Raw genomic sequence first — 26,592 nt, 5'->3', positions numbered from 1 at the left:
GGCAGCGAGAGGGGTGCGTCGCTTCTTCGGATCAGGCGGCGAAGGGAGGGGGCGTCGTGTTCTTTCGGCTGAGGCAGCGGTGGTGGCGTGCACCTCAGGCGTCGAGCAGTTCGACGCTGGTCAGGCGGTGCAGCGAGAACCGCTGCTCGGTGTCGCTGCCCTCTTCGACGGCGACCAGCTGCCCGGCGCCGAGGACTTTCGGGGTCACCACGTGACGGCTGGCCGACCCCTGGGCGTCGACGTAGCCGACGCGGAGCCGGCGCTTGGCGCGCAGCGCGAGCTGGATGAGTGCGGTGGCCGATTCGCCGCTCCCGGTGGCGCGCACGGGAGTCGACGCCGAGGTGCTGCGGACCGGCGTGGCCGCGGCGGCGCGGTCGGTCGAGCGGATCCGGCCCACCACCGAGCGCAGCTGTTCCTCCGACGGCGCGCTACGACGCGGCTGGCTCTGACGACGGGCCCGCGACACGGTGACCCGGCTGCCGCGCTCGCGGAGGTCGACGACGGCACCCGACGAATCCTCGCCTGCCGGAGCGAATCCCGCGGCGCGCAGCTGGTCGATCACCTCGCGCACCTCCGACGGCGAGATCGCCACGGTCGGGGCGAGTGCCCGCAGCGCAAGGGGTTCGGCGGCCGGGCTGCGCAGGACCGCGGCCAGGACCGTCGGGTCCTCGCAGCGGATGAAGGCCGACGCGACGCCGACGCGGAGCTGGCCGTGCTTCCGGGCGACGTCCTCGATGAGATACGAGAGTGACTGGGGCACCGGTGTTCTCGAGTGGGTGGTGAACATCGACAACAGTTCGTTGCTGCTGCGTCCGGCGTCGAGCGCGCGTCGGACGCTCTCCGGCGTGATCCGGTACACCGATGCGGCGCCGCCGGATTCGAGGTCGGCGACGAGTTCGACCTGCTCGGCGAGTTCGGGCGTCATCGGGCCCGGCACGGTGAGGGTGAGGTCGGCCTGGGTGAGGAAGTGGTCCACAGGTTCGGGCAGGACGGCCCGCATCGCCGCCAGGACCGCGGCGTCGGCATCGGCGGGATCGGTGTCGGCCGGTGGCTCGATGGTGTAGACCCGGCCGACGGTGGTCAGCGCATCGTGTGCGACGAGCCCGATTTCGCGTGCCTCACGCAGGGTTTCGGCGACGAGGCGTTGGCTGAAGCGTCGGATCTGACGGGGCCGGTGCCAGTGCAGGTTCGCCAGCGCGGCGTCGGGCGACACCGCGACGGCGGGGTCGGCGTGGGCGAGCGTCGACAGGATGAGCTGCCGCTGGATGGGGGCGTAGGCGTCGTGGAGGTCGGCCGACAGGGTGGCCATCGCGTTGCCGTCGCGGTCGGGGTCGCCGACCTGCCAGGCGCGCCGGGGCATGTGCAGCCAGGCGTCGGCCAATGCCAGCCACTGACGTTCACGCGGCTGATGCAACCAGGTGTCCGCGGTGGAGGTCGGCGCGAAGGCCTGCTCGCCGGAATCGTTGGGCGGCGGCGGTTCCGGGAACCCGGCGTCGACGATCCGCAGGTAGCCGGCGAGTTCGACGAGGAAGGCGACGCGCTGGGTGTCGATGCCGGTGACCTTGGCGAGGCGTCGGAGTTCGCGGACGCCCAACGCTCCCGACCGCAGGACCGCTGCCGGTGTGGCGCCGAGGGCGTTGATCAGTGCGGTGAGATGGCGGATGAGTTCGAGCGCCTCGCCACCCGCCGCGGCGTCGACCGCCTTCGCGGGAAAGCGTGGCTTGAGGCCCGGCTCGTGCAGGGGAGGGGGAGTGAGATCGTCGGTGTGCCAGGCCGGTTCGCCGCGGATCACCGCACCGACCATGGGCGGGAGTTCGACGGTCTGATTGTCGACGCGGGCCAGCAGACCCGACGAGATCAGTTGTGCCACCGGCGTGCTCGGGTCGGCGTCGGGGGCGGCATCGCGGCTGCGACCGAGCGCCGGACCGCGCGCGAGCGTTTCCAGCAGCTCGCGCGGACGTTCGTCGAGGTCGGCGATCATCGTGGCGATCTCCTCGCCGCTCCGGCCCACCAGCGGACCGGTGAGATGCGATGACCGCCAGGGCATCGCGGAATCGACGTGCTCGCCGGCGCAGAGCGAGGTCTTGTCGCCCCAGAGGATCGCGCGGCGCCGGAGAAGTTCGATGCGGGCCCGGACCTCGTCGGCGGCGGCCCGGCCGGACAGGGCCTTGACGATCTTGGCGATCGACGGGCGCTTGGTGTTCGAGGAACTACGGGCGCCCATGGCGATCGCCTGCTCCAGGACGGCGACCGCCAAGACGTCGAGATCCTCCCGGCCAGCGCCAACGACGCCGCGGACAGCGCGCGCTGCGCCAGCACGCGCGTGCCCTGCGGGGTGGGGGAGGCGAGGTCAGGGCGTTCGATCAGCAGCTCGGTGAGCGCGTCGTCGGAACGCGCAGCCAACTCATCGGCCAGGCCGGTGTGCTGGTCATCCGAACTCATTCGATCGAGCTTACCGGGTGGGTGGCCCCGCTCTGTTCTTGCTGTGGGGGTGGTTTCGATACGGTCCTCGGCTGGCGCCTCGGACCTACTCAACCAGCAGAGGGAGCGTCCTCAGACGTCGCCGCGGCGGATCATCCGTCCGCGGGCGGTCTCGAAGTCCACCCGCTGACCGCGAACCCAGGTCCCCTTGACGACGCCGGCGAGTGCCCGGCCGTCGTAGGGGCTCACCGGGTTCTTGTGGTGGAGCCGGTTGACGTCGACGATCTGTGCGGACTCCGGCTCGAAGATGGCGAAGTCGGCGTCGCAACCGAGGGCGATGCGGCCCTTGGTGGGCAGGCCGGCGAGATCTGCGGGCGCGGAGGCCATCCACTGCATCACCTGCGGGAGGTCGATACCGCGCTTCTTGGCCTCCGACCAGATGAGCGACAGGCCGAGCTGCAACGAGGCGACGCCACCCCACGCGACGCCGAAGTCGCCGTTCTCGGGGTCCTTGAGGTCGACGGTCGACGGCGAGTGGTCGGAGACGATGCAGTCGATGGTGCCGTCGAGCAGTCCCTCCCAGAGCAACTCCCGGTTGCCGGCCTCGCGGATGGGCGGGCAGCACTTGAAGGCCGTCGCACCGTTGGGCACCTCCTCGGCGAGCAGGGTGAGGTAGTGCGGGCAGGTCTCGACCGTGATCTTCACGCCGTCGCGCTTTGCGCTCGCCAGCATGGGCAGCGCGTCCGACGACGACAGGTGGAGCACATGCGCGCGGACGCCGGTCCAGCGTGCGCGCTCGATGACCTCGGCGATCGCCAGGTTCTCGGCGCCGCGCGGGCGCGACGCGAGGAAGCGGGTGTACTCGTCACCTTCGGGTGACGGGGCGTTGTCGATGGCGCGGGAGTCCTCGGCGTGGACGATCATCAGCGAGTCGAACTCGGCGAGTTTGGCCATGTCGGCCTGCATCTCGTCGGCCGTCAGGTGCGGGAACTCGTCGACGCCCGAGTGCAGCAGGAAGCACTTGAACCCGAACACGCCTGCGTCGTGGAGGCCGCGCAGGTCATCTTCGTTGCCGGGGATGGCGCCACCCCAGAATCCGACGTCGATGTGGGTCTTCCCCTGTGCGGCAGCCTTCTTCTCGGCCAGGGCGTCGACGTTCACGGTGGGCGGGATCGAGTTGAGCGGCATGTCGATGAGCGTGGTGACGCCGCCGGCGGCCGCGGCGCGGGTGGCCGAGTCGAAGCCCTCCCACTCGGTGCGGCCGGGCTCGTTGACGTGGACGTGGGTGTCCACGAGGCCGGGGATCATCACCTGGTCGTCGGCCAGCTCGATGACCTCGGTGCCCACCAGTCCGCTTCCGAGCGGTTCGATGGCGACCACCCGGCCGTCGCGGATGCCGATCTCGCGCGCCACGATGCCAGCTGTCGTCAGCGTCTGTTCACCCCGTACGACCAGGTCGAACGGCGCATCGGTCGCGTGCTCGGCGGCGTCGGAGAGAGGGGCCGGGGCGCCGTGTTCTGAGGTCATGGGGCGGAACTCCTTGCTGGTTGCCGTGTCCTGGGGTTCGGTCCAGAGACTAACCGAGCCGTTTCTCATCGTGGAATCTTGTCATGCCATTTTGGAACGCGACTCGCGAGTAGCGCTTAGCAGTGCTATTGACAGCGCCCAGGACGATGACGCTAACCTTCACAAACGCGGAAGCGTGATTCCACATCACGGAACTTCCCCGAGTGTAGGAGCGCGGTCAACGCTGACCGTCCGACCGAAAGTGCAACAGATGAGCACTGAACCGCCCACGATCCAGCGCGACGAGGCAACGCCGACGACGTCTCCGACCGGCGTCCTCGACGCCACGGACACGACCGGTGTGACCGGAACCGTCCCGGCCGGGCTGAGCCCCAAGCTGTACAACGACGACCTCGCACCCACGAGTCGCGCCGGCCGCCGCTGGAGCAGCTACAACATCTTCACGCTCTGGGCCAACGACGTTCACAGCCTGGGCAACTACGCCTTCGCCATCGGTCTCTTCGCGCTCGGACTGGGCGGCTGGCAGATCCTGACGGCGCTGGTGCTCGGCGGTGTCTTCCTGTTCCTGTTGCTCAACCTCTCCGGTTTCATGGGCGAGAAGACGGGTGTGCCGTTCCCGGTCATGAGCCGCATCTCGTTCGGTATCCGCGGCGCGCAGATCCCCGCCCTCATCCGTGGCGGTGTGGCGATCGCGTGGTTCGGCATCCAGACCTACCTCGCGTCCGTCGTTCTCCGGATCATGCTGGTCGCCCTGTTCCCGGGCGCGGCCGATCTGGACACCAACCGGTTCCTCGGGCTCTCGACCCTGGGCTGGATCTCCTTCGTTTCGCTGTGGGTGATCCAGGTGATCATCGTCAGCTACGGCATGGAGATGATCCGGCGCTACGAGGCCTTCGCCGGTCCGGTCATCCTCGTCACGATGGTCGCGCTGGCCATCTGGATGCTCAGCAACGCGGACTGGACCATCGCGTGGTCGACGCCCGATTCGCTGACCGGCATGGACATGTGGCTGCAGATCATCGGCGGCGCCAGCCTGTGGGTCGCCATCTACGGCACCTTCGTCCTGAACTTCTGCGACTTCACGCGCAACGCGGAATCGCGAAAGGCGATCGTGCGCGGCAACTTCTGGGGTATCCCGCTCAACATGCTCCTGTTCGGCGGCATCGTGGTGGTCCTGGCCGGCGCGCAGTTCCGGATCGACGGCCGGGTCATCGAGTCGCCGTCGGACATCGTCCAGACCGTCCCCAACACCTTCCTGCTGGTGCTCGCGTGTCTGGCGCTGCTGATCCTCACCGTCGCGGTGAACCTGATGGCCAACTTCGTCGCGCCGATCTACGCGCTGTCCAACCTGTTCCCGCGCCACCTGAACTTCCGGCGCGCAGCGCTCGTGACCGCGATCATCGGACTGATCATCCTGCCGTGGAACCTGTACAACTCGCCCGCGGTGATCAACTACTTCCTGGGCGGGCTCGGTGCGCTGCTCGGGCCGCTGTTCGGCATCGTCATGGCCGACTACTGGCTCGTCCGCCGCTCGCGGATCGACGTGCCCGCGCTGTTCAGCGAAGCGCCGGACGCCGCGTATCACTACCGTGACGGAGTGAACCTGCGCGCGATCGCCGCCCTCGTCCCGACGGCCGCCTTCGCGCTGGTGATGGCCTTCGTCCCGGCGTTCGACGTGGTCGCCGAGTTCTCCTGGTTCATCGGTGCCGGCCTGGGTGCGATCGTGTACCTGGCGGTCGCCGACCGTCGCGGACCGTTCGCCGAGGTGTCGGGCGAGCCGATCTCCGTCGCCAGCACCCACTGATCCCAGCCGCTGATCCCAGGAGGTAGATCCGATGCGCATCCTCGTCGCCAACGTCAACACGACCGAGTCGATGACCGAGGCCATCGCGGCCTCGGCACGCTCGGTGGCCTCGCCCGGTACCGAGATCGTCGGCATCACACCGCGATTCGGCGCCGACTCGTGCGAGGGCAACTTCGAGTCCTACCTCGCCGCCATCGCGGTGATGGACGCGATCCTCGCCTATCCCGAGCCGTATGACGCCGTCATCCAGGCCGGTTACGGCGAACACGGGCGCGAAGGACTGCAGGAACTCCTCGAGGTGCCGGTCGTCGACATCACCGAGGCCGCGGCGTCGACCGCGATGTACCTGGGACACAAGTTCTCGGTCGTGACGACGCTGGACCGGACGGTCCCGCTGATCGAGGACCGGCTCAAGCTCGCCGGCCTCGACCAGCGCTGCGCGTCGGTCCGGGCATCGGGACTCGGTGTGCTGGAACTGGAATCGGACCCGGAACGGGCCGTGAAGGCGATCGTCGAACAGTCCACGAAGGCGGTGCACGACGACCATGCCGAGGTGATCTGCCTCGGATGTGGCGGGATGGCCGAACTCGAGGAGCAGGTTCGCGCCACGACCGGCGTACCGATCGTCGACGGTGTGCGTTCCGCGGTCACGATCGCCGAAGGTCTTGTCCGGATGGGACTCTCGACGTCGAAGGTCCGTACCTACGCGAAACCGCGCGAGAAGAAGGTCACGGGCTGGCCGTTCACGATCTGAGCCGACGGTCGGGGTTCTCCCGGTCCGGCGCCCGAAGATCCGATTGCGTTTTGTTCCGGGGGCCGGGACAAAACGCAATGTGATTCGGCGGCCGATCGAATCACTCGACTACTGGTCCTCCCGGGTGGTGTGCGGCCACAGCGGGTCCCGTCCGGTCAGGCCGGCGAGCCGGTCGACGAGGGGCGCGTCGTCGGGTACCTCGACGACCGGCCCGAACATGCCGTCGCGCTCGGCCTGCGGTTGGGGTGGGTAGTGGAAGTCGAACACGACCTGCAGGATCTCGTCGGGGACGTCGAGCGCGATGTCCGCGGCGCGTGCGACATCCCAGCCGTGCAGGACCAGTTCCGACAGCGCGACCATCCCCATCATCTCGGCGGGCAGCTCGACGCCGCCCGCCTGGGTCATGCCCTCCCACGCTGCGGTGTCGTTCCAGGAGTCGGCGAGGTCGCACACGTGACGGTGCAGGTCGTCTCGCCATTCCGGCGCCAGTCGGCTCTGCCCCGGGTTCGGCGGCGTCGAGGTCAACGGACCGAAGTCTTTGCGAGCCGCGGCCGCGAACGCCTGCGCGAATCCGTCGACGTGGGCGACCAGTGCGGCGAGATCCATGTCGCGACACGGGGTCGGACGGTCCAGTTCGGTGTCGGGGATCGTGGCGGTCAAAGCCAGCATGTGATCGGCAGCCGCAGATATCAAGCGCGCCTGGGTCGTGTCGGTGGGCATCCGAGTCCCTCTCCTCGTGTCTGAGTGCTCACCGGGACTGACCACCCGGCCGTTGATTTCTCATCGGACGCACGACAGGGCTGTGGATGCGGCGCTCGAGCCGCCGGCAGCGGCTACCTCAGACCTGATGGCACGACGTTGCCGTCGACCGTCACCGTGACCTCGCCGGTCGTCGTGTTCTCGGAGATCTCGCCGTGTTCGAAGGTCACCGTCTCGAGAGGCCCGTCGACCGTCACGTCACTGGTGGGGACGCCGAGAGGTCCGGCCGAACCGTTCGTGCCGAGGAGCATTGGGGTGCCGTCCGGGGCGCGTTCGGTGTTCCATGCGTCGCGGATCTTGCCGGAGGTGACGATGTATGCGGGCGTTCCGGGGTCGCTGTTCTTCGCGATGATCACACCACCGCGGAATTGTTGGTACACGACACCGCTCTCGCGAGTGCCGGCGTTGTGATCGCCGGTCAGCGGCCTGCCCAGCGCTTCTCGTTGTGCCTGAGTCGCCGAGGCGTACTTGATCGCGAGCGGGCCGGTGAGCGTCACCGACACGTCGTCCTCACCCGTCACCGTCAGCTCGGAGGGGTCGGCCCCGGCATCAACGGCGGCCGCGGGGGTGGAGATGGACGAATCGCGGTCGGCCTCAGCATTCCCACACCCGGCGGCGGCAAGCGCGATCACGAACCATCCGGCAACGAACACGGCGCGACGGGAAGCCGTCTGCTTCATAGATGTCTCCCGGACTCTCGACGTACAGCCGATCCACAACGCCCGAATCGGACGGATTTCGCACGAGTCTATCGGCCACGGTCGCGGGCGGGCGGCCACCTCTGCGTCGGCGAATGCCCGACCCTGTTCGCGGTCGAGTGGAGTTCACCCGTGTCGGCGGCGGTATTCGTCGGCGGCTCCCGGGTGTAGGGGGATGGGCCCGGTGACGATCAACGACTGGGCGTCGAGGAACTGACTGCCGATCGCCTGGGCCGGTACGAGCTGGGCCGATTGATCGAGCAGCAGGTCGACGACGGCCGCGGCGGTCGCGTCCGGCACGTCCCGGCGAGCGAGCAGTAGGTTCGCGACCCCGACGGTGGTGACCGCCGGATGCCGACCGTAGATGTCGGCCGGGATGCGCACGGGCTCGTACGCGAGGCCGTGCCGCTGTCGTAGCGCCGGGACGATTCCGCCGAGGTCGAGTAGAGCGATCGGTACCTGCGGGTCGGCGAATGCCGGGGTCGGCAGACCACCTGCCCACATGACCGCGTCGACCTCTCCGGCGGCGAGCGCGGCGCGGGCCTCCCGCATCGTCTGGCTAACCGGCCGGATGTCGCGTTCCGGACCGAGTCCGGCTGCGACGAGAACCCGCTGCGAGAGTTCCGCGGCCCCGGAACCCGGTGCGCCGACACTCACCACCCGCCCACGGAGGTCGGCGACCGTTGCGATGCCCGAATCGGCGCGGACCGCCACCTGGAAATAGTTCTCGTACACGCACCCGAGCGCGGTCAGCTGAGGGTCCGCGCGTTCCACGGCAGCGTCGCGGAGGCTGAGGGCGAGCTCCGCCGAACCCGCGGAGAGGGCGTCGAGGTTCTCGGCGGAGCCGTTGGACCGCAGGGGCCGGATCGGCGGTGCACCCGACCGGTCGGCCGCCGCGGCGAGCAGTCCGGCGAACTCCCAGAAGAACCCGCCCGACTCGCCGGCGGCCAGGCGGACCGGCGCCCCGCGCTCGGTCCCACACGCGGACACCACGAGCAGCGCGCCCAGGCCGGTGGCACCGCGGAGCATGGTCCGCCGGCCCACCGACCCGCGCGCGAACGACATGGTGCCACCTTAGGCCCGTCGCGCGCCGACCCCTGCGTCGAGGAAGGCCCGCCCCTGCTCGCGGTCGAGTGGCGTCTCCGCCTTGTTGCGCAGCACGAAGATGTAGACCAGCAGCGACACCGCGATCACGGCGGTGACGTAGGCGATGAACCACGGGACGTGACCGCCGTTCTTCGCCGCCTGGTAGATCAACGGTGCGGTGCCGCCGAACGCCGAGTTGGCGAGGGCGTAACCGAGGCCCACGCCGAGAGCACGGACGTGCGACGGGAACAGTTCGGCCTTCACGATCGCGTTGATGGAGGTGTAGCCGGTGAGGATGATGTAGCCGATGCCGAGCAGCGTCAACGACGCGGCCACCGAGGTGGTCTGGGGCAGGTAGGTGATCAGGACGTAGGTGTAGATGACGCCGCCGACACCGAAGAAGACGAGCACCGGCTTGCGTCCGACCTTGTCGCTGATCATCCCGCCGATCGGCTGCAGTGCCATCAGGAACACCAGTCCGATCAGGTTGATCCACGTGCCGACGCGGCCGTGGTCCTCGTAGGCGGTCTTGACGATGGCCGGGGCGTTCACGCTGTAGGTGTAGAAGGCGATGGTGCCGCCGATGGTGACCAGGAAGCAGACCACCAGCGAGCGCCAGTGGTGCAGGATGAGTTCGCGAATCGATCCGGACTCGGAATCGGCGCCGGTGCGCACGGCCTCCAACTGCTCCGGGGTGAGCGACTCGTCCATGCTGCGGCGCAGCCAGAAGACGACGACCGCGGCCACACCGCCGATGAGGAAGGCGATGCGCCAACCGAAGTCGGAGATCTGGTCCTTGTCGAGGAAACCCTGCATCACGAGCAGCGTGAGCTGCGCCAGCACGTGTCCGCCGATCAGCGTGACGTACTGGAACGACGAGAAGAACCCTCGACGCTCACGCGTGGCCGCCTCGGACATGTACGTCGCCGACGCACCGTACTCGCCGCCGGTCGCAAAGCCCTGCACCAGACGACAGAGGACAAGGACGACCGCCGCCCACACGCCGATCGATTCGCGGCCCGGTGTCAGTGCGATGACCAGCGAGCACGCGGCCATCAACGACACGCTGAAGGTCAGCGCCGCGCGCCGGCCCCGTCGGTCGGCGTACCGGCCGAAGAACCAGGAACCCACCGGCCGCATCAGGAAGGTGACGGCGAAGATGGCGTACACGTAGACGGTGGAGTTCTTGTCGGCCGAGTCGAAGAACTGGCTCTCGAAGTACGTCGCGAACACCGTGTAGACGTAGACGTCGTACCACTCGACGAGATTGCCCGAGGAGCCGCGCAGGGTGTTGTAGACGGCGCGGCGAGTGGCCGCGGCCGAGGATGTCGGTGGTGCGCTGCGCGCATCCGCGGCGAGCCGGGTGGTCGAGTCGGTCATCAGTCCTCCAGTCGTCGAACGTGCACCCGACACGAGTCCGGCGTCGGTGCCCCTAACACTGTGAAGGCAGTCACAGGCTCGACGGAAGCCGATCTCGGTTTCCTAACACTCCCTTAGGACTCGACGTCCGGCGCGAGATCTGCCGCCGGGATCCAGAGGTCGACCCGGAGTCCCGCAGAGCGTCCGGCGCCCACTGTCAGTTCGCCCCCGGCGCCCTCGATCAGGGCCCGGGCGATGGACAATCCGAGTCCGGAGCCCGGTGCGGTGCCGGTCGCCGCGCGGAAGAACCGTTCCGTCACGCGAGGCAGCTCGGAGGCGGGCACACCGCGACCGGTGTCGGCGACCCAGATGCGGATACGCGGCCCTTCGGATCGGCAGCCCAACTCGACGGACGCGTCCGGTCCGGCATGGTTGACCGTGTTGCTCATCAGGACGTCCAGCACCCGGATGAGGTCGTCCTCGTCGACCGCGGCGATCATCGACCGTGGCCGCTCCGGCGGCAAGGTGATCGACGCCGACAGGCCCGCCTCGGCGAACGCTCCCGCCCAGAAGTCGTGACGTTCGGTCAGCACGGTGGCGACGTCGCAGACGCCGGTGGCGGAGACGGCGGGCCGCGATTCGGCGGTGGCGAGGACGAGCAGGTCCTGAACGATGCGGTCCAGCCGATCGATCTCCACGAGCGTCTTCTCATGCGACGCGAGCGATCGGCCGGTCAGGCCGAGACCGAGAGTGTCGAGCCGAAACCGGACCGCGGCGAGCGGATTACGCAGTGCGTGAGCGGTGTCGGCGACCAGACGACGCTGCGCTGCGGTGGCGTGCTCGACGTCGTCGGCCATGGCGTCGAAGATGCGGGCCAGCTCACGGACCTCCGGCGGGCCTCTGCGCCGGGGATCACGGAGTCCGTCCGGCCGCGGTTCGACCGCGTCGGGAACGTGGTCGACGATGGATGCGCGCAGCGAGCGCACCCGGGTCGTCAACGCGGTCAGCGGACGAACCGTCCACCGCGACAGCGCAACCGCGATCAGCGATCCCACGAGCAGCATGGCAAGAGCACCTCCGGCGATCATCGCCCAGTACCTGGTGACATCCCGCTTCGCCGCCGACGTCGATGCCGCGATCACGACCGCGCCGTCGACCTGACTGCCCGTACCGATCGGTCGGGACACCAGTACCGATGCGGGCGACCACGGCGTCAGACCCGACGGGATCCGCGTGCGCTGGTTGCGCAACGCCTCGGAGACCGCTTCGGCGACCTCCGGCGACCGGGCCGAGAGGCCGGCCGAGGCGCGTGTCGTGCCGGCTCGATCGACCACCACGACACCCTCGCCGTAGAGGGCGTTGTAGCGCTCGACAGCCTGCTGTAGCTCGGTGCCCCGTATCTCCGGTTCGCGATCGGCGAGGTCGGCGAAGTAGGTGGCGGATGCGGTTCGGCTCTCGGTGAACCGTTGCAGCCGTTCACGACTCACCGTCGAAGCCAGGGGGACGGCCAAGCCGAGGACCACGATCGCCGAATAGGCGACGAGGACGAGCAGCACACGCCGCCACATCGCTCAGGAGTCCCAGCGGTAGCCGTACCCGCGGATCGTCTCGATCACGCCGGGTCTGCCGAGCTTCGCCCGGAGTGCGGTCATGTGGACGTCGAGGCTGCGGGAGATCGCGACGTAGGCGTCGCCCCAGATGGCATCCATCAACTGTTCGCGGCTCACGGCCTCGCCGCGGCGTCCGACGAGGTGCGCGAGGAGTTCGAACTCCTTCGGGGTGAGTGCCACGTCGGCGCCGGCGACGGTGACCCGTCGCGCATCGAGGTCGACCGTGATGTCGCCGGTCGATATCTGCCGCCCTGCGACGGCCGGCGCGTCGGCGACCCGCCGGCGGGCGGCCACCTCCAGTCGCGCCATCAGCTCGCCGAGCCGTGCCGGTTTGACCACATAGTCGTCGGCGCCCCCGCGTAGTGCCCGCACCACCGATCGCTCGTCGTCCCGCGCGGTGAGAACCACGACCGGCAGCCGGCTGACCGTACGCAACCGGCGCAACACGGTCAGGCCGTCCTCGTCCGGTAGTCCCAGGTCCAGAAGGGCGAGGTCGAAGTCCCGGTGACCGAGCAGGAGGTCGGCCCCTCGACGCATCCGGCGGGGCTCGTGTCCGACCTCGTTCAAGGCGTCGACAAGGGCGTCACCGACCCCGTCGTCGTCCTCCACCACCGCGATACGCATCGGCCCACGGTACGACAGCGGGTGACCGGAGAACCGGCGCCACCCTGCGGGTGGACCTGTGACGAACAGGGTCAGAGCGTGATCTGCCGATTGACGTCCTTGTAGAGCAGGTACCGGAAGTTCGACGGCCCGCCGGCGTAGCAGGCCTGCGGGCAGAAGGCGCGCAGCGACATGTAGTCGCCCTCCTGGACCTCCACCCAGTCCCCGTTGAGCCGGTAGACGGCCTTGCCCTCCAGGACGTACAGGCCGTGCTCCATCACGTGCGTCTCGGCGAAGGGGATCGATCCGCCCGGTTTGAAGGTGACGACGTTGACGTGCATGTCGTACGCGAGATCCTGCGGGTCGAGCATGCGCGTGGTGCTCCACGCGCCGTCGGTGTCGGGCATGGGGGAGGGCTCGATGTCGCGCTCGTTGCCGAACTTCGGGGCCGGGGTGTGGCCCGCGATCGGCTGGTAGCGCTTGCGGATCCAGTGGAAGGACGTGAGGGCGTCGCCGCGGTTGTGTGCCGACCATGCGGTGCCCGCGGGCAGGTAGCCGAACCCGCCCTCGCTCAGTACGTGTTCCTCACCCGCGACCGTGACGGTCAGCGAGCCCGCGGTGACGAAGAGGAAACCCTCGACCTCCGGTTGCGGTTCCGGAGCCTGCGACCCGCCGCCGGGCGCGACCTCGACGATCGCCTGCGAGAAGGTCTGCGCGCCACCGGGAACCGGGCTGTTGATCACCCAGGCGCGGGTGTCGGTCCACTCGGGGAAGACCGACGTGACGATGTCGCGGAGCACGCCACGCGGGATCACCGTGTAGGCCTCGGTGACCACCGCGCGGTCGGTCAGCAGATCGGTCTGCGGCGGGAGTCCTCCCGCGGGGGTGTAGTACGGGGAGGCGGTCGTCGTGGTCATCATGGTGTCCTCTTCGACAGGTAGGTGGATGGTCATTAGGGGCTGGTGGTCTCAGGCGGCGGGCGGCCGGTGGAGGGCGAGTTCGCGCACCTTCGCGACGGGCAGGTCGGTCGCCGTCTCGATCTCGTCGACGGTCAACGCCCCGCACGCTTCGCCGCGCCGGATGAAACCGGCGAGGGCACGCGCCGTCGCGGGTTCGTCGAGCACCGACGAGGAGATCCGGTGTGCATAGTCTCGCAAACGCACTGCGGCGGAATCGAATCCGTCACGGTAGAAGGCGTAGGTCGCCAGGTAGCGGGTCACCAGTTGGGCGGGATGGAGATCCCACCCCTGATAGAAGCCCCGCTCGAGGTGGCGTCGGACCAGTCGCGAGTGCAATGCCCAACCGGCTTCGACGGCCTCGCGGTCGCCGACGGGGAGGATGTTGGTCGACCCGTCCGACAGGCGTACACCGGTGCCGGCCGCCGCGAGCTGCATGACGGCCTTCGCATGGTCGGCGGCCGGATGTTCCATCGACTGGTACGCGGCGGCGATGCCGAGAGATGCCGAGTAGTCGTAGGTGCCGTAGTGCAACGCGGTCACCCGACCCTCGCCGACGTGGATCATCCGCGCGACGGGCGCGGTGCCGTCGACGCCCATCACCGACTGCGGGGTCTCCACCTGGATCTCGAAGCCGATCCGTCCGTCCGGGAGCCCGTGGATCCGCTCGAGTTCGCGGGCCACGGTGACCATCGCGGCGACCTGATCGGTCGAGGTGACCTTCGGCAGCGTCAGCGTCAGTCCGGCGGGGAGGTCGCCGGTCTCGGCCAGTCCGGAGACGAACAGGTCGAGGGTGCGCAGGCCGCGAGCCCGCACGTCGGCCTCGAAACACTTGAACCGGATGCCGATGAACGGGGGAGAGGTGGCGCCGGCATCGCGGATCGCGGCGACGGCAGCGGCCACGGCCGCGTCCTCCTCGTCGTCGGGGCGGACTCCGTAGCCGTCCTCGAAGTCGATGCGCAGATCCTCGATGGGTTCGGTGCGCAGCTTCTCCTCCACGAGCGTTGCGAGTTCGGTTGCGGCCGAGTCGGTCCGGGCAACGGTCTTGCGGGCGATGGCGTCGAGACCGCCGTGTTCGGCGGCGGTTTCCGATGCTGTGCGACCCCATTGGCCGGGGAGGCTCGCGGAGTACCGGTCGGCGGGAACGTAGACCGTGTGGATCGGTTGCCGGCTGCCGTCGTCGCCCGGATACCGATCGGCCAGCACGGCGTCCGCCGGGGCAAGGGCAGCCTCGACCTCGGACAGGAACGCCGCACCGAGGCGGCCGGGCTGCTCGCTCATGATGGGCCCTTCGTCGAATCCGATGGAATCTGTATTCCGCAGAGTGGAGTTTACCCGAGTCTGTCTCCGCTATCAGCCTCAGGTATTAATGGACTCGGATTGTGGTTTCACATCATGGAACGTAGCGTTGTGCCGAACTGTGGAGGTGGCAATGGCGGGGAACTCAGGTGGTGTCCAGTCGGTCGAGCGCGCTTTCGAGCTGCTGGAACTCATCGGACGCGCCGGCGGCGAATGTTCCCTGAGTCATCTGTCGTCGGAGTCCCCGTTGCCGCCGCCGACCATCCATCGGCTGCTGCGCACCCTCGTGGGCATCGGATATGTCCGGCAACTGCCGAATCGCTCGTACGCCTTGGGGCCCCGGCTCATCCGCCTCGGCGAGGTGGCGAACCGCCAGCTCGGCGCGGTGGCCGCACCCGTCCTCGCCTCGCTGGTCGCCGAACTCAGCGAGACCGCGAGCCTCGCCGTACTCGACGGTGACATGATCATCTACGCCGCGCAGGTCCCGTCGCCGCACAGCATGCGCACCAACAACGAGGTCGGGCGTCGGGTGACGATGCACAACACCGCGGTGGGCAAGGCGGTCCTCGCCGAACTCGACGACGCGCGAATCCTCAAGCACGTCACCCAGGCGGGGCTCACCCCCGCCACCGAATGGAGCGTCACGTCCTTGTCCGGCGTGTTCGCGGCCGTCGAGCAGGTGCGCGCCGACGGAGTCGCCACCGACGAACAGGAATACGAGGTCGGCGTCTGCGGCATGGCCGTCGCGGTCCCCGGCGCCCCGACGCCCATGGCCGTCGGCATCTCCGGGCCGGTCGCCCGGTTCGACGACGATCTGCGCGCCCGGGCGGTCGGGGCCCTGCGAGAGGCCGCCGGGGCCATCTCCGAAGCACTCATCGGCGCGCGGGAGGCCTAGCGTCGGGTCAGAAGGTCAGCTTCGTCGGCGTCGTGCGGTTGGCGGAGTCGCCGCTCGAGCCGTCGCCGATCTGGCCGTCGTTGTTGAAGCCCCAGCACCAGACCGAACCGGAGGCCATGGCGCACGACGTGCCGTTGCCGGTCGAGATGGAGGTGACGTCGGTCAGGGAGCCGACCTCGCGCGGGATCTTCACCGACCCGCCGGCCGAGCCGAGCTGGCTGCGGTCGTCGTCGCCCCAGCACCAGGCCTTCTTGTCGGCGACCGCGCAGGTCGATCCCCAATCGGTGGAGATGGCCGACGCCTTGGAGATGGTGTTCACCTTGGTGGGCGTCTTGCGCGGTTCGGCGGTGCCGTCGCCGATCTGGCCGTAGGCGTTGGCACCCCAGCAGTACGCATCTCCGCCGCCGGCGATCGCACAGGCCGTCTGGTAATAGGTGCTGGTGTTGGTGCTCGGATCGTTGTCGTCGTCGGGGGCGGACTCGTGATAGCCGCCGAGGGAGATGTCGGCGACGTCGGTCAGGCCGTCGACCTTGACCGGCGCCGACCGTTCGGTGGTGCTGCCGTCGCCGATCTGGCCGCTGTCGTTGTTGCCCCAGCAGAAGGCCGAGCCGTCGGACACGGCGCAGGTGGTGCCGTAGGCGGTGGTGACGTCGGTGACGACGCCGAGGCCGGGGACCTTGGCGGGGACCGAGGCGGGGTCGGTGCCGCCGGTGCCGAGCTGGCCGTATTCGTTGTTGCCCCAGCAGTAGGCGTCGGTACCGGCGACCGCGCAACTGGTGCCCCAGCCGGTGGAGATCGCCTTGACGTCGGAGATCGTGCCGACCTTCGTCGCGGCGTCGACGGTGTTGCCGTCGGAGCCGTTGCCGACCTCGCCGTAGTGGTTGTTGCCCCAGCACCACGCCTCACCCGCGGCGACCGCGCACGCCGTGCCGACGTATTTGTTCTCGCCGGTGAGGTAACCGCCGACGGAGACCGACGTCGCGTCGGAGAAACCGCCGACCGTGGCCGGACGGCTGTGCGGGGTGGTGGTCCCGTCGCCGAGCTGGCCGGTGGTGTTGTCGCCCCAGCAGTTCACGATGCCGTTGACCACCGCGCAGCTGGTGCCGAAGTTGGTGCTCACCAACGGCTGTGCGACGGTTGCCTTCTCCGGGTCGTCGACGGTGCTGCCGAGGAGGACCAGACCGGCGATCGCGCCGATGACCACCACCAGCACGGCGCCGAGGACGCCGGCGATGATGAGGCCGGTGCGCTTCTTCTTGGGTGGGGCCGACGGTACGCCCGGGTATCCGGTCGGCGCGTGCGGTTGCGAGCTGTAAAGCGGTTGCGGCCCAGACATGTTCGGGCCGGACATGTTCGCGGTGGCGCCGGGGCCGGAGGGATGGTTCATCAGCGGCTGCGGTCCCGACGGGCCGGTCATCGTGGGCGGCGGCGGGGTGTACTGCCCGTAGGTCTGCCCGTACGGCTGCTGCGGTGCCGCGGGTGCGCCGGTGCTGCCACCGACGAGGGTCGGCGGGGGAACGGGCGTGGCGGCGATCGTATTGCCCTGTGCCGCAGGCGACTCGATCGCCGACTTCAGTGCCGCGGCGAAGCTGCGGCAGTCGGGGTAGCGGATGGCGGGGTCTTTGGCGAGCGCGCGCTGGAAGACCGGGTCGAGATGTGCGAGGTCGCCGCGCAGCTGCCCGATGTGCGGGACGGGTCGCTGGATGTGGCCGAGCATCACCGACGGCTCGGACTGGCCGACGAACGGCGGCTGCCCGGCGAGGAGTGCATAGGCGGTACAGGCGAGCGAGTACTGATCGGAGCGTGCTGTGGCGTCGGCACCTTCGAGGGTTTCCGGCGCCGAGAACGCGACGGTCCCGATGAACGAGTGCGTGCCGGTGAGGTTCGCCGACCCGGCGAGCTTCGCGATGCCGAAGTCGAGCACGAGTGCGCGGTCGATCTCACCGGTGGCGGGGTCGCGGGTCACGAGGATGTTGGCGGGCTTGATGTCCCGGTGCACCACGTGGTGACGGTGGGCGTAGTCGAGGGCGTCGGCGACCTGGGTGACGACCGTCGACACCTCGGCCGGCTTCAGTCGCTCCTCGGTGAGGTCCTTGCCCTCCACGTAGCTCATCGAGAACCACGGCGAACCCTCTTCGATGCCGTACTGGTGGATCGTGATGATGCTGCGGTGATCGAGTTTCGCGGTGGTCTTCGCCTCGTTGGTGAAGCGCTGGTTGAACCCGGGCTGCGCGCTGACGGCAGTCGAGATGACCTTCAATGCCTCTCGCCGCTCGAGTTGCAGGTTCTCGACGAGATACACCTCGCCCATGCCACCCGCTCCCAGCTGGGAGATCACGCGGTAGCCGGCGATGTGGGTGCCCGGACTCAGCGGCACGGCGACACCTCTTTCTTACGGTGAGAATCACTTACGGGGAGAACCCACTCTTGGCGGACGTACGCTGGGACGATACCGAAGGGGTAATGCCCCGGGGCACCCTTCAACTGGATGACTCCGGGGTGGACGGCAACCATGTCTAGTACCCGATCCGGGTGGGTGTCAGCTTGTCGTCGGTGGTGCCGATACCGAGCTGGCCGGTCGCGTTGAAGCCCCAGCAGTAGACGTTCGACGACGCGAGCGCGCACGTCGTCCGTTCGCCCGCCGAGATCGCGGTGACATCGGACAAACCGTTGAGCCGGGTGGGATTCGGGCGATCCTCAAGGGTGCCGTCGCCGACCGATCCCCAGGCGTTGGCGCCCCAGCAGTAGCCGACGCCGCCGGCGATCGCGCAGGTCGTGTGCCCGGTGCCGGTGCTGATGGCCGACACGTCGTCGATGCCGGAGACGAGCGTCGCGGTGGTACGAGAATCCTTCGTGCCGTCGCCGAGTTGCCCGAAGGCGTTGTTGCCCCAGCAATATGCGCTTCCGCCGGCGATGGCACAGGCGGCCTGCGTGCCGGCCGACACCGTCGTCGCATTGTCGAGGTCGCCCACCCGGGTGGGCTTCGGCCGGTTGTAGGTGGTGCCGTCGCCGATCTGACCGTTGTCGTTGAGGCCCCAGCAGTAGGTGTCGCCACCGGCGACCGCGCAGGTGAAGTTCACGCCGACGCTGATCGAGGTGACGTCCTCGAGGCCGGGAACCCGCACCGGCCGGTACTGGTTCGCTGTCGTACCGTCGCCCACCTGGTCGTGATCGTTCGAGCCCCAGCAGTAGGCGACGCCCGCGGAGATGGCGCAGGTGGTCCAGTTGGCCGTCGAGATCGCGGTGACATCGGCGAGATCGGCGACCTGCGTCGGCTTCCAGCGGCTGGTCGTCGTGCCGTCGCCGACCTGTCCGTAGTCGTTGTTGCCCCAGCAGTAGGCGACACCCCCGGCGATCGCGCAGCTGTTGGGTCCGCCGGTGGCGATCGAGGTGACGCCGGTGAGGTCGGCGACCTGGGTGGGTGTCCAGCGGTTCGTCGTGGTGCCGTCGCCGAGTTGACCCGCCTGGTTGTCGCCCCAGCAGTACGCGATGGAGTCGCGGATCGAACAGGTCGCGCCCAGGCCGGCGCTGAGCACGACCTCCTCGGCCGCGGCCGCCTGCGGGCTCGCCGCGCCGTCGTTGCCGCTGCTGCCGCCGCGCGTGAGCAGCACGACGGTCGCGACCACCGCCAGCAGCGCGACCACCCCGATCACGCCCGCGATCAACGGCCACCGGCGTCGACGACCCGGTGGCGCGGCCTCGGTGGGTGCGGAATGCGCGGGAAGCGGGGGAGTGACGCCGGGCGGCGACGAGAGATGCTGCGTTCCCGGCGGCGGCACCTGCGCGTAGAGCGGTGGCGGCGGAAGTGTCTCCCGGCCGGCTCTCGGCGGGACGATCTGCGTCGCCGACGTGTCCACCCCGGCTCCGGTCGCGGCGAGCGCCCGACGCAGGTCCGCGGCGAAGTCGCTGCACGTCGGGTAGCGGTCCAGCGGGCCGCGGGCCAGGGCGCGGTCGAAGACGGGGTCGAGTGCGGCCAGGTCGGGACGGTACCGGCTGATCCGTTCCGGCGGCGACGTCAGCTTCGCGACGATGTGCCGGGTCTGGGTGTCGGCCTCGAACGGCGTCGTTCCGGACAGCAGCTCGTAGGCGGTGCAGGCGAGCGCGTACTGATCCGACCACGGACCGGCCGGCTTGCCGTCGAGGATCTCCGGGGCGGCGTAGACCAGTGTGCCCACGAACGACGACGGCGCGGTCAGCGTGGTGGCGGTGGCCAGCTTCGCGATCCCGAAGTCGAGAACCACGACACGGTCGAGAGCGCCGTCCATCGCCCGCCTGGTGACGAGGATGTTGCCCGGCTTGATGTCGCGGTGGACGACGCCGTTCGCGTGGGCGTAGTCGAGGGCGTCGGCGACGCGGTCGACGACCGTGAGGATCTCGTCGGGCCGGAACGAACCACGACGCAGGTCCCGCCCGTCGAGGTAGGCCATCGTGAACCAGGGGTCGTCGTCGGTGACGCCGTAGTGATAGATCGTGACGATGTTCGGGTGGTCGAGGGCGGCCGCGGTCTGGGCCTCCCGGCTGAACCGGCGGACGAACTCCTCGTCGACGGTCTCGGCGACGGAGATGACCTTGAGCGCCTCGCGACGCCGCAGTTGCGGGTTCTCCACCAGGTAGACAGTCCCCATGCCGCCCGTGCCGAGGCGGCTGATCACGCGGTAGCCGGCGACCTGTTCAGGGTGGTGGGCCATCAGCGCCTCCTGCCGGCGTGACCTGTGATGCGACGACGATAGCCCCGGTCCGGCCACCATGCCCGGACACCGCACTTCTTTCATTCGAATGGCGTGGCACAATGCTCCCGTGGCAAACAACAGTGGTGACTCCGGCAAGAAGCAGTACGTCGACAACGGCTGGCCGAAGGACGAGGACGGTAACCATCCCGACCACGCGGTCTCCGAGCTCGCGACGCACATCTCGGGTGCGCTGTCCCCGTTCGGTGACGTCGAGTTCCCGCTCCCGGTCGACGACCTGCCCTTCGTGCAGTCGAAGACGGTCGTCAACCGCTGACACCGATGCCGACCACCGGAACTCCCAGCGGCGGGTCGGTCTCTCCGGATGAAGGCGCCGGCCGCCTGTCCCACATCGACAGCTCCGGGACGGCGCGCATGGTCGACGTCGGGCACAAGGCGCCGACGAAGCGTCGTGCGACCGCAGGCGGCACCTTTCACACCACGGCCGAGGTGATCGGCCTCCTGAGTGAGTCGAAGCTGCCCAAAGGCGACGTGCTCGCAACCGCGCGCATCGCCGGGATCATGGCGGCCAAGCGCACCGACGAGCTGATCCCGCTGTGCCATCAGCTGGCGTTGTCGTCGGTGGAGGTCGGCTTCACCATCGGCACCGATTCCATCGACGTGACCGCGACCGTAGCCACCTCCGGCCAGACGGGCGTCGAGATGGAGGCCCTGACCGCGGTCGCCGTCACGGGGCTGACCCTGCACGACATGGTCAAGGCCGTGGACAAGCGCGCGCACATGGACGGCATCCGGTTGCTCGAGAAGACCGGCGGCAAATCCGGCGACTGGTACCGGGACGACCCGGCCGATGGCTGAGACCGTTCCCACCTCCACCGCGCCGCAACGCGTCGCGCAGATCGTCGTCGCGTCGACGCGCGCGAGCAACGGGGTCTATCCGGACCGGACCGGCCCGATCATCGAGGACTGGCTGGTCGAACAGGGGTTCCGTGTCGCCGAACGCGACGTGGTTGCCGACGGGCCGCCGGTGGGCGCCGCGATCCGCGCCGCCGTCTACGCCGGCGTCGACCTCGTGATCACCACCGGCGGAACAGGTCTGGCACCCACCGACCGCACGCCCGAGGAGACGCGGCCGCTGCTCGACGTCGAGATCCCCGGCCTGGCCGACGCCATCCGCGCCGCCGGACTGCCCAAGGTGCCGACCGCCGTCCTCTCCCGTGGCATCGCAGGTGTCGCCGGGACGACACTGGTGGTGAACCTGCCCGGTTCGACCGGCGGCGTGCGGGACGGTCTGGCCGTCCTCACCGGCGTCGTGCACCATGCCCTCGACCAGATCCGCGGCGGGGATCACTGAACAATCCCCCGATCGCCGCGACCAGACAGGATTCGCGAATGACCGTAGTCGTACACACCGCGGTGGCTCAGACGCCGATCGGGCTCGCCGACCACGAGGCGATGGTCGCCGACGCCGCCGACGGCAAGGCCGGCGCGATCGTCGGCTTCGTCGGCGCGGTCCGCGATCACGACAGCGGCCGTACCGTCGCCGCCCTGGACTACTCCGCCCACCCGACGGCGCCGAAGGTGCTCGCCGAGGTCGTCGAGGAGGTCTCGGCGGTCGACGGCGTGCGCGCGGTCGCGGTCTCGCATCGGGTCGGAGAGCTCGAGATCGGCGATGTCGCCTTCGTGGTGGCCGTGGCCGCCGATCATCGTCGTGCCGCGTTCGAGACGTGCGCCCGGCTCGTCGACGCGGTGAAGGCGCGCCTTCCGGTCTGGAAGCACCAGTTCTACGACGACGGCACCGAGGAGTGGATCAACTCGGCGTAGCCCTTCGAGGCTCCGGGAGCGGTGCGGCTCAGGCGCCGGCGCCGCCGTCGACCGGCACGATCGCGCCGGTGACGAAGGAGGCGCGGTCGCTGAGCAGGAATGCGGCCACCTCGGCGATCTCCACCCCGCTCGGCCATCCGGCCGAGCGGGGTGGAGTTGCTGATCCACTCGGTGACGCCCGGGCTGGCTGCTTCCCACTCGTCGATCATCTCGGTCGAGGTGCCGCCCGGCGTGAGTCCGTTGACGCGGATACCGTCGCGCGCCCAGCTGACGGCTGCGGTCTCGGTGATGCTGTTCAGCGCGCGCTTCATCGCGCCGTAGGCGGGCAGGTCGGGGTTGGCGCGGCGCGCCCCGATGCTCGAGGTGTTCACGATCGCGCCGCCTCCGCCGCGGCGCATCAGATCTGCCTGGGCGTTCATCGCGATCCAGTGGGCGCGGAAGTTCACCGTGAACTGCCGCTGGATGTCGGTGTCCGTGGTGTTCTGCAGCGGACCGGGTTCTTCCTGTACGACGGCACCGTTGTTGAAGGCGCCGTCGAGACGGCCGTGGAGTTCCTCCGCGCGGGCGATCGCGGCGTGGACACTCGCGTCGTCGGACAGGTCGAGGGCGACCGCGTCGGCGGTGCCGCCGGTGCTGCGGATCTCGTCGACGATCCGGTCGAGGGCATCGACGCCGCGTGCGCCCAGCACGACCGAGGCGCCCTCGTCGGCGAACAGGTGCGCTGCGGCAGCGCCGATCCCGCGGCTGGCGCCGCTGATGAAGATGACCTTGCCGGTGAGCAGGCCGATGGGCTGGGTGGGACGGATGTCGGTGTTGTGGGTCATGGCATCCAGCGTGGTCGCGGCGTGCGAGCTCAGGCAGGCACAGCTTGTACTACTCTCCGACGGCCGCGAGCACGCACACTCGACGTATGGACAAGCACGGACTCGCCTCGTTTCTCCGGAGCCGTCGTGAGCGATTGCGGCCGGAGGACGTCGGTCTGCCGACAGGTAGCCGACGACGGACTCCCGGGCTGCGGCGGGAGGAGGTCGCGGTGCTCGCACACATCTCGACCGAGTACTACGTGCGGCTCGAGCAGGGCCGCGCGCCCCGGCCGTCGGCGGAGGTGCTCGTCGGCATCGCCGGCGCGCTGCTGCTCACCGGGGAGGAGTCCGACCACCTGCACATGCTCGCCGGAACAGCCCCACTCCGCACTGCACTCCACCGACGTGACGTGCGTCCGAGCATCGTCGCGTTGCTGGGCCGCGTGCCGCAGACCGCGGGATTCGTGATGTCGGCGATCTTCGAGGTCCTCGCGTGGAACGAACTGGCCGCCGCACTGATGGAGGACTTCACCGATCTCGGCCCGACCGAACGCAACCTCGCGCGTCGGGCGTTCCTCGCCGACGACGCGGCGGCGTCGCTGTACGGCATTTCCGACGGCGCCGAGTTCCGGCACCACGTCGTCGCCAGGTTGCGGCTCGCAGCGACCCGCTATCCCTCGGATCCGGCGGTCGTCGGCCTGATCGAGGATCTCCGCGGAGGCAGCGCACAGTTCGCTCGACTGTGGGATCAGCACGACGTCGCGGCCGCGCCGACGCTCCGCAAGAGCCTGCAGCATCCCGTCGTCGGAAAGATCACGGTCGACTGCGATTCGCTGGAACTCGCCGAACGCGATCAGCATCTTGTTCTCTACAGTGCCCCGGCGGGTTCCGCGGACGCCGAGGCACTCGCCCTGCTGCAGGTTCTCGGATCAGACGTCGCGGAGATGAGGGAAGCCACCTGAGAATTGGAAAAGGGCCCCGCACGGATCGCTCATCGTGCGGGGCCCTTCGTCTGTGGCCCTCTGTGGTGCTCCGGATCGGTGTCCGGGCTACCCACAGATCAGGGGTTGGGCAGCAGGTGCTTGTTGTCGTTGAACAGCTTGATCTGCTCGGGACTCAGCGAGACACCGCTGCTCTTGGCGGCGTTCCAGAGGTTCTTGACCTCGGGGCTCACACCGGCGTCGGTGAGGGCCGAGGAAACCTGGTTGGCGACATCGTCGGTGCTCTTGGCCTCAGGGGCCTTGACGAAGCTGAAGCTGCCGTTGCCGTCCTGGAGCTTCTTGAGGATCGGGGCGGGAGCCTCGCTCGGCGCGGTGCGCGGGGTGTGACCCGACAGTCCGACACCACAGGTGGGCCATGCGCCCTTGCCCTGCGACGCGAGGACGCGCTCGGCGACGACGATCTGCTCTTCGCGGGTGGCCTGCTCGGCGGTCGGGGCGAACTCGCCGCCGCCGTGGCCGCTCCAGGTGCTCGGCGAGAACTGCAGGCCGCCGTGGTAGCCGTTGCCGGTGTTGATGGCCCAGTTACCGCCGGACTCACACTGGGCGACCTTGTTCCATTCCGCGTCGGTCGCGGCGTTCGCGGTACCGGTGCCGAGGAGGGCTGCTCCGCCACCGAGGACGGCGCCGGTGAGGGCGACCTTGGTGATGGTCTTGGTGGTCGAGCTGGTCGTCTGCTTGCGGTGACGTCCGGACATAGATCGAATTCCTCTCTCCACGCGCCTACGAAGTCAGCTGTCGGGTTCGAGCGAGAGGTTGCTCGGCCCCAGTGCGTCACCATGATTTGTTAATCATGGTTCTGCGCCTGGGACTTAACCCCGAGGACACCGTGTTTGGTGCCCGGTCTCAGGGGATGAGGGTGGGTCCCCCGTCCTCGCTCCTAGATTTCGTGCGGTCGTACCCTCCGGCGGAGCGAGGCTCGGCGCGGCCGGCGGGACGTATGTTCTGTTTCCTTACCGTGACCTTCGAGAAGGTCGCTTCGTACAGTACGTCGTTCGATCGGCCGATTCACCTGCTTGTACGCAACTGATTTTTTCGCCAGAACCTGGTCTCCCGACCAACATTCGGCGTCATCGCAGTTCATCGGGCCGGATGCGCTCCCGTGGCCATCTCGTTATCGGGCCGTTATGTGATAAAGGTCACAAGGCGACTGTGGTGTCAGCCACCGGCGAACGGGGGGAGGACGTCGAGTGTCGAGCAGATGCCGAGCTGTAGTGAACGGTCGGTGAAGGCCGTTTCGTCGCGGAGATAAGAGCAGCGCTTCAGGACCTTCGCCAATTCGGGGTTGCCGGCGGACAGCGTCGACTCGAGGTCTCCGAGGGTGGCCGCGGGCTGGATGTCGACGACGCGCGCCTCGGTGCCGGCGGCGGCGCGAGCCGCGGCGAAGAAGCGGACGGTGAGGTTCATCGGAGCAGAGCCTATCCGCCGATGGCGGACATGGGCCGGGACGGCTGCTGGAAGCCGGCGACGTTCACCTCGTGCCCGGGCGCCTTCTGCCACATGTCGGTGCGCCACAGCGCCGCGATAGCGGCGTCGACCTCGTCGTCGGGCAGGGATCGCAGCGCGCTGCGCAGATCGGTTTCCGACGACGCGAACAGGCAGTTTCGCAGCGATCCGTCGGCGGTGAGCCGGGTGCGGTCGCAGTCGCCGCAGAACGGGCGGGTGACCGAGGCGATCACGCCGACCCTGGCCGGGCCCCGCGCGGTCCGATGGCCGTCGACGATCCACGTGGCCGCCGGGGCGCTGCCGCGCGGCGCCGGATCGTCGAGCAGCGTGAACCGCGTGCGCAGGGTCGCGAGGATCTCGTCGGCGGTCACCATGCGGGCGCGCTGCCAGGCGTGATCGGCGTCGAGCGGCATCTGTTCGATGATGCGCAGCTCGTAGCCGTGTTCCAGGCAGTAGGCGAGCAGGTCGACGACGGCGTCGAGGTCGGCGCGGTCGGGGATCACGGCGTTGACCTTGACGGGGTCGAGACCCGCGCTCTTGGCGGCGGCGAGACCCGCCAGCACGTCGTCGAGCCGGTCGCGCCGGGTGATCTCGGCGAAGCGTTCCCGGTCGACGGTGTCGAGGGAGATGTTGATGCGGTTGAGTCCGGCGTCGACGAGTCCGTCGATCCGGCGGGTGAGTCCCAGCCCGTTGGTGGTCATCGCGATCTCGGGCCGCTGCGGTAGCGCGGAGACGGCCGCGATGATCTGCTCCAGGTCGCGCCGCAGCAGCGGCTCACCGCCGGTGAAGCGGATGCGTTCGATGCCGAGGTCCCGGACGGCGACGGTCAGCACGCGGATCAGCTCGTCGGTGCTCAGCACCGCGTCGGCGGGCATCCAGTCGAGTCCCTCGGCCGGCATGCAATAGGTACAGCGCAGGTTGCACCGGTCGGTCACCGAGACCCGCAGGTCCTTCGCGACGCGGCCGAAGGTGTCGCGAAGAGGGCCGTGGGTGGGTACATCGGATGGCGCCTCGGCCGAGAGCGGCCGCGGCGTGGGGATTCCGAGACCGACCGTGCTCATG

Annotated in this window: 23 protein-coding genes, 1 pseudogene and 1 riboswitch; of the genes and pseudogenes, 8 read left to right on the top strand and 16 right to left on the bottom strand. The window is 69.1% G+C overall.

Features of this window, described 5'->3' with window-relative positions; all coding sequences use genetic code 11:
• Positions 1 to 94 precede the first annotated feature (94 nt).
• Together BLU62_RS17120 and allB are read right to left on the bottom strand one after the other, a co-directional pair.
• Positions 95 to 2,442, bottom strand: a pseudogene (locus BLU62_RS17120) (helicase-associated domain-containing protein).
• Positions 2,443 to 2,553: 111 nt separating this feature from the next.
• Positions 2,554 to 3,948 (bottom strand): allantoinase AllB, encoded by a 1,395-nt coding sequence (gene allB, locus BLU62_RS17115; RefSeq protein WP_074850958.1) that lies wholly within the window; start codon positions 3,946 to 3,948, stop codon positions 2,554 to 2,556.
• A gap of 250 nt (positions 3,949 to 4,198) precedes the next feature.
• Here allB and BLU62_RS17110 point away from each other — a divergent pair, with 250 nt between their 5' ends.
• Both BLU62_RS17110 and BLU62_RS17105 read left to right on the top strand, forming a co-directional pair.
• Positions 4,199 to 5,752 carry an NCS1 family nucleobase:cation symporter-1 gene (locus tag BLU62_RS17110; protein ID WP_074850956.1) on the top strand — a complete coding sequence of 518 codons (1,554 nt, stop codon included), beginning with the start codon at positions 4,199 to 4,201 and terminating at the stop codon, positions 5,750 to 5,752.
• A 31-nt stretch (positions 5,753 to 5,783) separates the two neighbouring features.
• Complete coding sequence (locus BLU62_RS17105) at positions 5,784 to 6,506, top strand: aspartate/glutamate racemase family protein (protein ID WP_074850954.1); 723 nt, start codon at positions 5,784 to 5,786, stop codon at positions 6,504 to 6,506.
• Between the two features lie 108 nt (positions 6,507 to 6,614).
• On the opposite strand, the gene BLU62_RS17100 is transcribed toward BLU62_RS17105, so the two are convergent.
• From BLU62_RS17100 to BLU62_RS17065, 8 genes are all read right to left on the bottom strand, one after another.
• The gene (locus BLU62_RS17100) at positions 6,615 to 7,226 is read right to left on the bottom strand and encodes a TIGR03086 family metal-binding protein (protein WP_074850953.1); all 612 of its coding nucleotides are present in this window, start codon (positions 7,224 to 7,226) and stop codon (positions 6,615 to 6,617) included.
• Positions 7,227 to 7,339: 113 nt separating this feature from the next.
• Positions 7,340 to 7,945, bottom strand: coding sequence for an LGFP repeat-containing protein (locus BLU62_RS17095; protein WP_074850951.1), 606 nt, complete (start codon positions 7,943 to 7,945; stop codon positions 7,340 to 7,342).
• 144 nt (positions 7,946 to 8,089) lie between these two features.
• Positions 8,090 to 9,028 carry a TAXI family TRAP transporter solute-binding subunit gene (locus BLU62_RS17090; protein ID WP_074850949.1) on the bottom strand — a complete coding sequence of 313 codons (939 nt, stop codon included), beginning with the start codon at positions 9,026 to 9,028 and terminating at the stop codon, positions 8,090 to 8,092.
• Between the two features lie 9 nt (positions 9,029 to 9,037).
• On the bottom strand, positions 9,038 to 10,429 hold the full coding sequence (locus BLU62_RS17085; RefSeq protein WP_074850947.1) for an MFS transporter: 1,392 nt from the start codon (positions 10,427 to 10,429) through the stop codon (positions 9,038 to 9,040).
• 113 nt (positions 10,430 to 10,542) lie between these two features.
• A complete protein-coding gene (locus BLU62_RS17080; RefSeq protein WP_074850945.1) occupies positions 10,543 to 11,976 on the bottom strand; it encodes a sensor histidine kinase in 1,434 nt (477 codons plus the stop codon).
• A gap of 3 nt (positions 11,977 to 11,979) precedes the next feature.
• Positions 11,980 to 12,642: a response regulator transcription factor gene (locus BLU62_RS17075; protein ID WP_074850943.1), complete on the bottom strand. Its 663-nt coding sequence runs from the start codon at positions 12,640 to 12,642 to the stop codon at positions 11,980 to 11,982.
• A 71-nt stretch (positions 12,643 to 12,713) separates the two neighbouring features.
• A complete protein-coding gene (locus tag BLU62_RS17070; RefSeq protein ID WP_074852968.1) occupies positions 12,714 to 13,538 on the bottom strand; it encodes a bifunctional allantoicase/(S)-ureidoglycine aminohydrolase in 825 nt (274 codons plus the stop codon).
• Between the two features lie 51 nt (positions 13,539 to 13,589).
• Positions 13,590 to 14,858: a DUF6986 family protein gene (locus BLU62_RS17065; RefSeq protein WP_074850941.1), complete on the bottom strand. Its 1,269-nt coding sequence runs from the start codon at positions 14,856 to 14,858 to the stop codon at positions 13,590 to 13,592.
• A gap of 151 nt (positions 14,859 to 15,009) precedes the next feature.
• Here BLU62_RS17065 and BLU62_RS17060 point away from each other — a divergent pair, with 151 nt between their 5' ends.
• Positions 15,010 to 15,771, top strand: coding sequence for an IclR family transcriptional regulator (locus BLU62_RS17060; RefSeq protein WP_074850940.1), 762 nt, complete (start codon positions 15,010 to 15,012; stop codon positions 15,769 to 15,771).
• A gap of 7 nt (positions 15,772 to 15,778) precedes the next feature.
• On the opposite strand, the gene BLU62_RS17055 is transcribed toward BLU62_RS17060, so the two are convergent.
• Positions 15,779 to 18,148, bottom strand: coding sequence for a protein kinase domain-containing protein (locus BLU62_RS17055; protein ID WP_074850938.1), 2,370 nt, complete (start codon positions 18,146 to 18,148; stop codon positions 15,779 to 15,781).
• A gap of 139 nt (positions 18,149 to 18,287) precedes the next feature.
• The gene (locus tag BLU62_RS17050; protein ID WP_074850936.1) at positions 18,288 to 20,459 is read right to left on the bottom strand and encodes an RCC1 domain-containing protein; all 2,172 of its coding nucleotides are present in this window, start codon (positions 20,457 to 20,459) and stop codon (positions 18,288 to 18,290) included.
• Positions 20,460 to 20,547: 88 nt separating this feature from the next.
• Here BLU62_RS17050 and BLU62_RS17045 point away from each other — a divergent pair, with 88 nt between their 5' ends.
• Genes BLU62_RS17045 through BLU62_RS17030 form a run of 4 tightly spaced genes read left to right on the top strand, consistent with a single transcriptional unit; the run spans position 20,548 to position 22,283 of the window.
• Positions 20,548 to 20,775, top strand: coding sequence for a hypothetical protein (locus tag BLU62_RS17045; protein WP_074850934.1), 228 nt, complete (start codon positions 20,548 to 20,550; stop codon positions 20,773 to 20,775).
• A gap of 5 nt (positions 20,776 to 20,780) precedes the next feature.
• Entirely contained in the window at positions 20,781 to 21,317 is a 537-nt protein-coding gene (gene moaC / locus BLU62_RS17040) for a cyclic pyranopterin monophosphate synthase MoaC (protein ID WP_074850932.1), read from the top strand.
• A complete protein-coding gene (locus BLU62_RS17035) occupies positions 21,310 to 21,813 on the top strand; it encodes a MogA/MoaB family molybdenum cofactor biosynthesis protein (protein WP_074850930.1) in 504 nt (167 codons plus the stop codon). Before moaC ends, BLU62_RS17035 begins: the two co-directional genes overlap by 8 nt.
• Positions 21,814 to 21,851: 38 nt before the next feature.
• Positions 21,852 to 22,283, top strand: a complete 432-nt coding sequence (locus tag BLU62_RS17030; RefSeq protein ID WP_074850928.1) for a molybdenum cofactor biosynthesis protein MoaE — start codon at positions 21,852 to 21,854, stop codon at positions 22,281 to 22,283.
• On the opposite strand, the gene BLU62_RS17025 is transcribed toward BLU62_RS17030, so the two are convergent.
• Positions 22,244 to 23,107, bottom strand: coding sequence for an SDR family NAD(P)-dependent oxidoreductase (locus BLU62_RS17025; RefSeq protein WP_425284568.1), 864 nt, complete (start codon positions 23,105 to 23,107; stop codon positions 22,244 to 22,246). The genes BLU62_RS17030 and BLU62_RS17025 overlap by 40 nt on opposite strands.
• 86 nt (positions 23,108 to 23,193) lie before the next feature.
• Between BLU62_RS17025 and BLU62_RS17020 the strand changes: the two genes are divergently transcribed.
• Positions 23,194 to 24,048, top strand: a complete 855-nt coding sequence (locus tag BLU62_RS17020; RefSeq protein ID WP_074850926.1) for a helix-turn-helix domain-containing protein — start codon at positions 23,194 to 23,196, stop codon at positions 24,046 to 24,048.
• A 98-nt stretch (positions 24,049 to 24,146) separates the two neighbouring features.
• On the opposite strand, the gene BLU62_RS17015 is transcribed toward BLU62_RS17020, so the two are convergent.
• From BLU62_RS17015 to moaA, 3 genes are all read right to left on the bottom strand, one after another.
• Positions 24,147 to 24,782 carry a transglycosylase family protein gene (locus tag BLU62_RS17015; RefSeq protein WP_074850924.1) on the bottom strand — a complete coding sequence of 212 codons (636 nt, stop codon included), beginning with the start codon at positions 24,780 to 24,782 and terminating at the stop codon, positions 24,147 to 24,149.
• A 6-nt stretch (positions 24,783 to 24,788) separates the two neighbouring features.
• Positions 24,789 to 24,988, bottom strand: a riboswitch (cyclic di-AMP (ydaO/yuaA leader).
• A 254-nt stretch (positions 24,989 to 25,242) separates the two neighbouring features.
• Positions 25,243 to 25,491, bottom strand: coding sequence for a ubiquitin family protein (locus BLU62_RS17010; protein WP_074850921.1), 249 nt, complete (start codon positions 25,489 to 25,491; stop codon positions 25,243 to 25,245).
• An 11-nt stretch (positions 25,492 to 25,502) separates the two neighbouring features.
• Positions 25,503 to 26,591: a GTP 3',8-cyclase MoaA gene (moaA, locus tag BLU62_RS17005; RefSeq protein ID WP_074850919.1), complete on the bottom strand. Its 1,089-nt coding sequence runs from the start codon at positions 26,589 to 26,591 to the stop codon at positions 25,503 to 25,505.
• Position 26,592 lies beyond the last annotated feature (1 nt).

The sequence above is a fragment of the Gordonia westfalica genome, assembly GCF_900105725.1.
In the GTDB taxonomy this organism is placed as follows: Bacteria; Actinomycetota; Actinomycetes; order Mycobacteriales; family Mycobacteriaceae; genus Gordonia; species Gordonia westfalica.
This window is presented reverse-complemented; position numbering and strand designations above follow the sequence as displayed.

Bases quoted from the DNA above. Each gene is read 5' to 3' on its own strand.
- BLU62_RS17045 (WP_074850934.1), top strand. From the start codon at position 20,548: ATGGCGTGGCACAATGCTCCCGTGGCAAACAACAGTGGTGACTCCGGC.
- BLU62_RS17075 (WP_074850943.1), bottom strand. From the start codon at position 12,642: ATGCGTATCGCGGTGGTGGAGGACGACGACGGGGTCGGTGACGCCCTT.
- BLU62_RS17095 (WP_074850951.1), bottom strand. From the start codon at position 7,945: ATGAAGCAGACGGCTTCCCGTCGCGCCGTGTTCGTTGCCGGATGGTTC.
- BLU62_RS17035 (WP_074850930.1), top strand. From the start codon at position 21,310: ATGGCTGAGACCGTTCCCACCTCCACCGCGCCGCAACGCGTCGCGCAG.
- BLU62_RS17010 (WP_074850921.1), bottom strand. From the start codon at position 25,491: ATGAACCTCACCGTCCGCTTCTTCGCCGCGGCTCGCGCCGCCGCCGGC.
- BLU62_RS17090 (WP_074850949.1), bottom strand. From the start codon at position 9,028: ATGTCGTTCGCGCGCGGGTCGGTGGGCCGGCGGACCATGCTCCGCGGT.
- BLU62_RS17015 (WP_074850924.1), bottom strand. From the start codon at position 24,782: ATGTCCGGACGTCACCGCAAGCAGACGACCAGCTCGACCACCAAGACC.
- BLU62_RS17050 (WP_074850936.1), bottom strand. From the start codon at position 20,459: ATGGCCCACCACCCTGAACAGGTCGCCGGCTACCGCGTGATCAGCCGC.
- BLU62_RS17030 (WP_074850928.1), top strand. From the start codon at position 21,852: ATGACCGTAGTCGTACACACCGCGGTGGCTCAGACGCCGATCGGGCTC.
- moaA (WP_074850919.1), bottom strand. From the start codon at position 26,591: ATGAGCACGGTCGGTCTCGGAATCCCCACGCCGCGGCCGCTCTCGGCC.
- BLU62_RS17020 (WP_074850926.1), top strand. From the start codon at position 23,194: ATGGACAAGCACGGACTCGCCTCGTTTCTCCGGAGCCGTCGTGAGCGA.
- BLU62_RS17060 (WP_074850940.1), top strand. From the start codon at position 15,010: ATGGCGGGGAACTCAGGTGGTGTCCAGTCGGTCGAGCGCGCTTTCGAG.
- BLU62_RS17105 (WP_074850954.1), top strand. From the start codon at position 5,784: ATGCGCATCCTCGTCGCCAACGTCAACACGACCGAGTCGATGACCGAG.
- allB (WP_074850958.1), bottom strand. From the start codon at position 3,948: ATGACCTCAGAACACGGCGCCCCGGCCCCTCTCTCCGACGCCGCCGAG.
- moaC (WP_074850932.1), top strand. From the start codon at position 20,781: ATGCCGACCACCGGAACTCCCAGCGGCGGGTCGGTCTCTCCGGATGAA.
- BLU62_RS17025 (WP_425284568.1), bottom strand. From the start codon at position 23,107: ATGACCCACAACACCGACATCCGTCCCACCCAGCCCATCGGCCTGCTC.
- BLU62_RS17080 (WP_074850945.1), bottom strand. From the start codon at position 11,976: ATGTGGCGGCGTGTGCTGCTCGTCCTCGTCGCCTATTCGGCGATCGTG.
- BLU62_RS17085 (WP_074850947.1), bottom strand. From the start codon at position 10,429: ATGACCGACTCGACCACCCGGCTCGCCGCGGATGCGCGCAGCGCACCA.
- BLU62_RS17065 (WP_074850941.1), bottom strand. From the start codon at position 14,858: ATGAGCGAGCAGCCCGGCCGCCTCGGTGCGGCGTTCCTGTCCGAGGTC.
- BLU62_RS17070 (WP_074852968.1), bottom strand. From the start codon at position 13,538: ATGACCACGACGACCGCCTCCCCGTACTACACCCCCGCGGGAGGACTC.
- BLU62_RS17100 (WP_074850953.1), bottom strand. From the start codon at position 7,226: ATGCCCACCGACACGACCCAGGCGCGCTTGATATCTGCGGCTGCCGAT.
- BLU62_RS17110 (WP_074850956.1), top strand. From the start codon at position 4,199: ATGAGCACTGAACCGCCCACGATCCAGCGCGACGAGGCAACGCCGACG.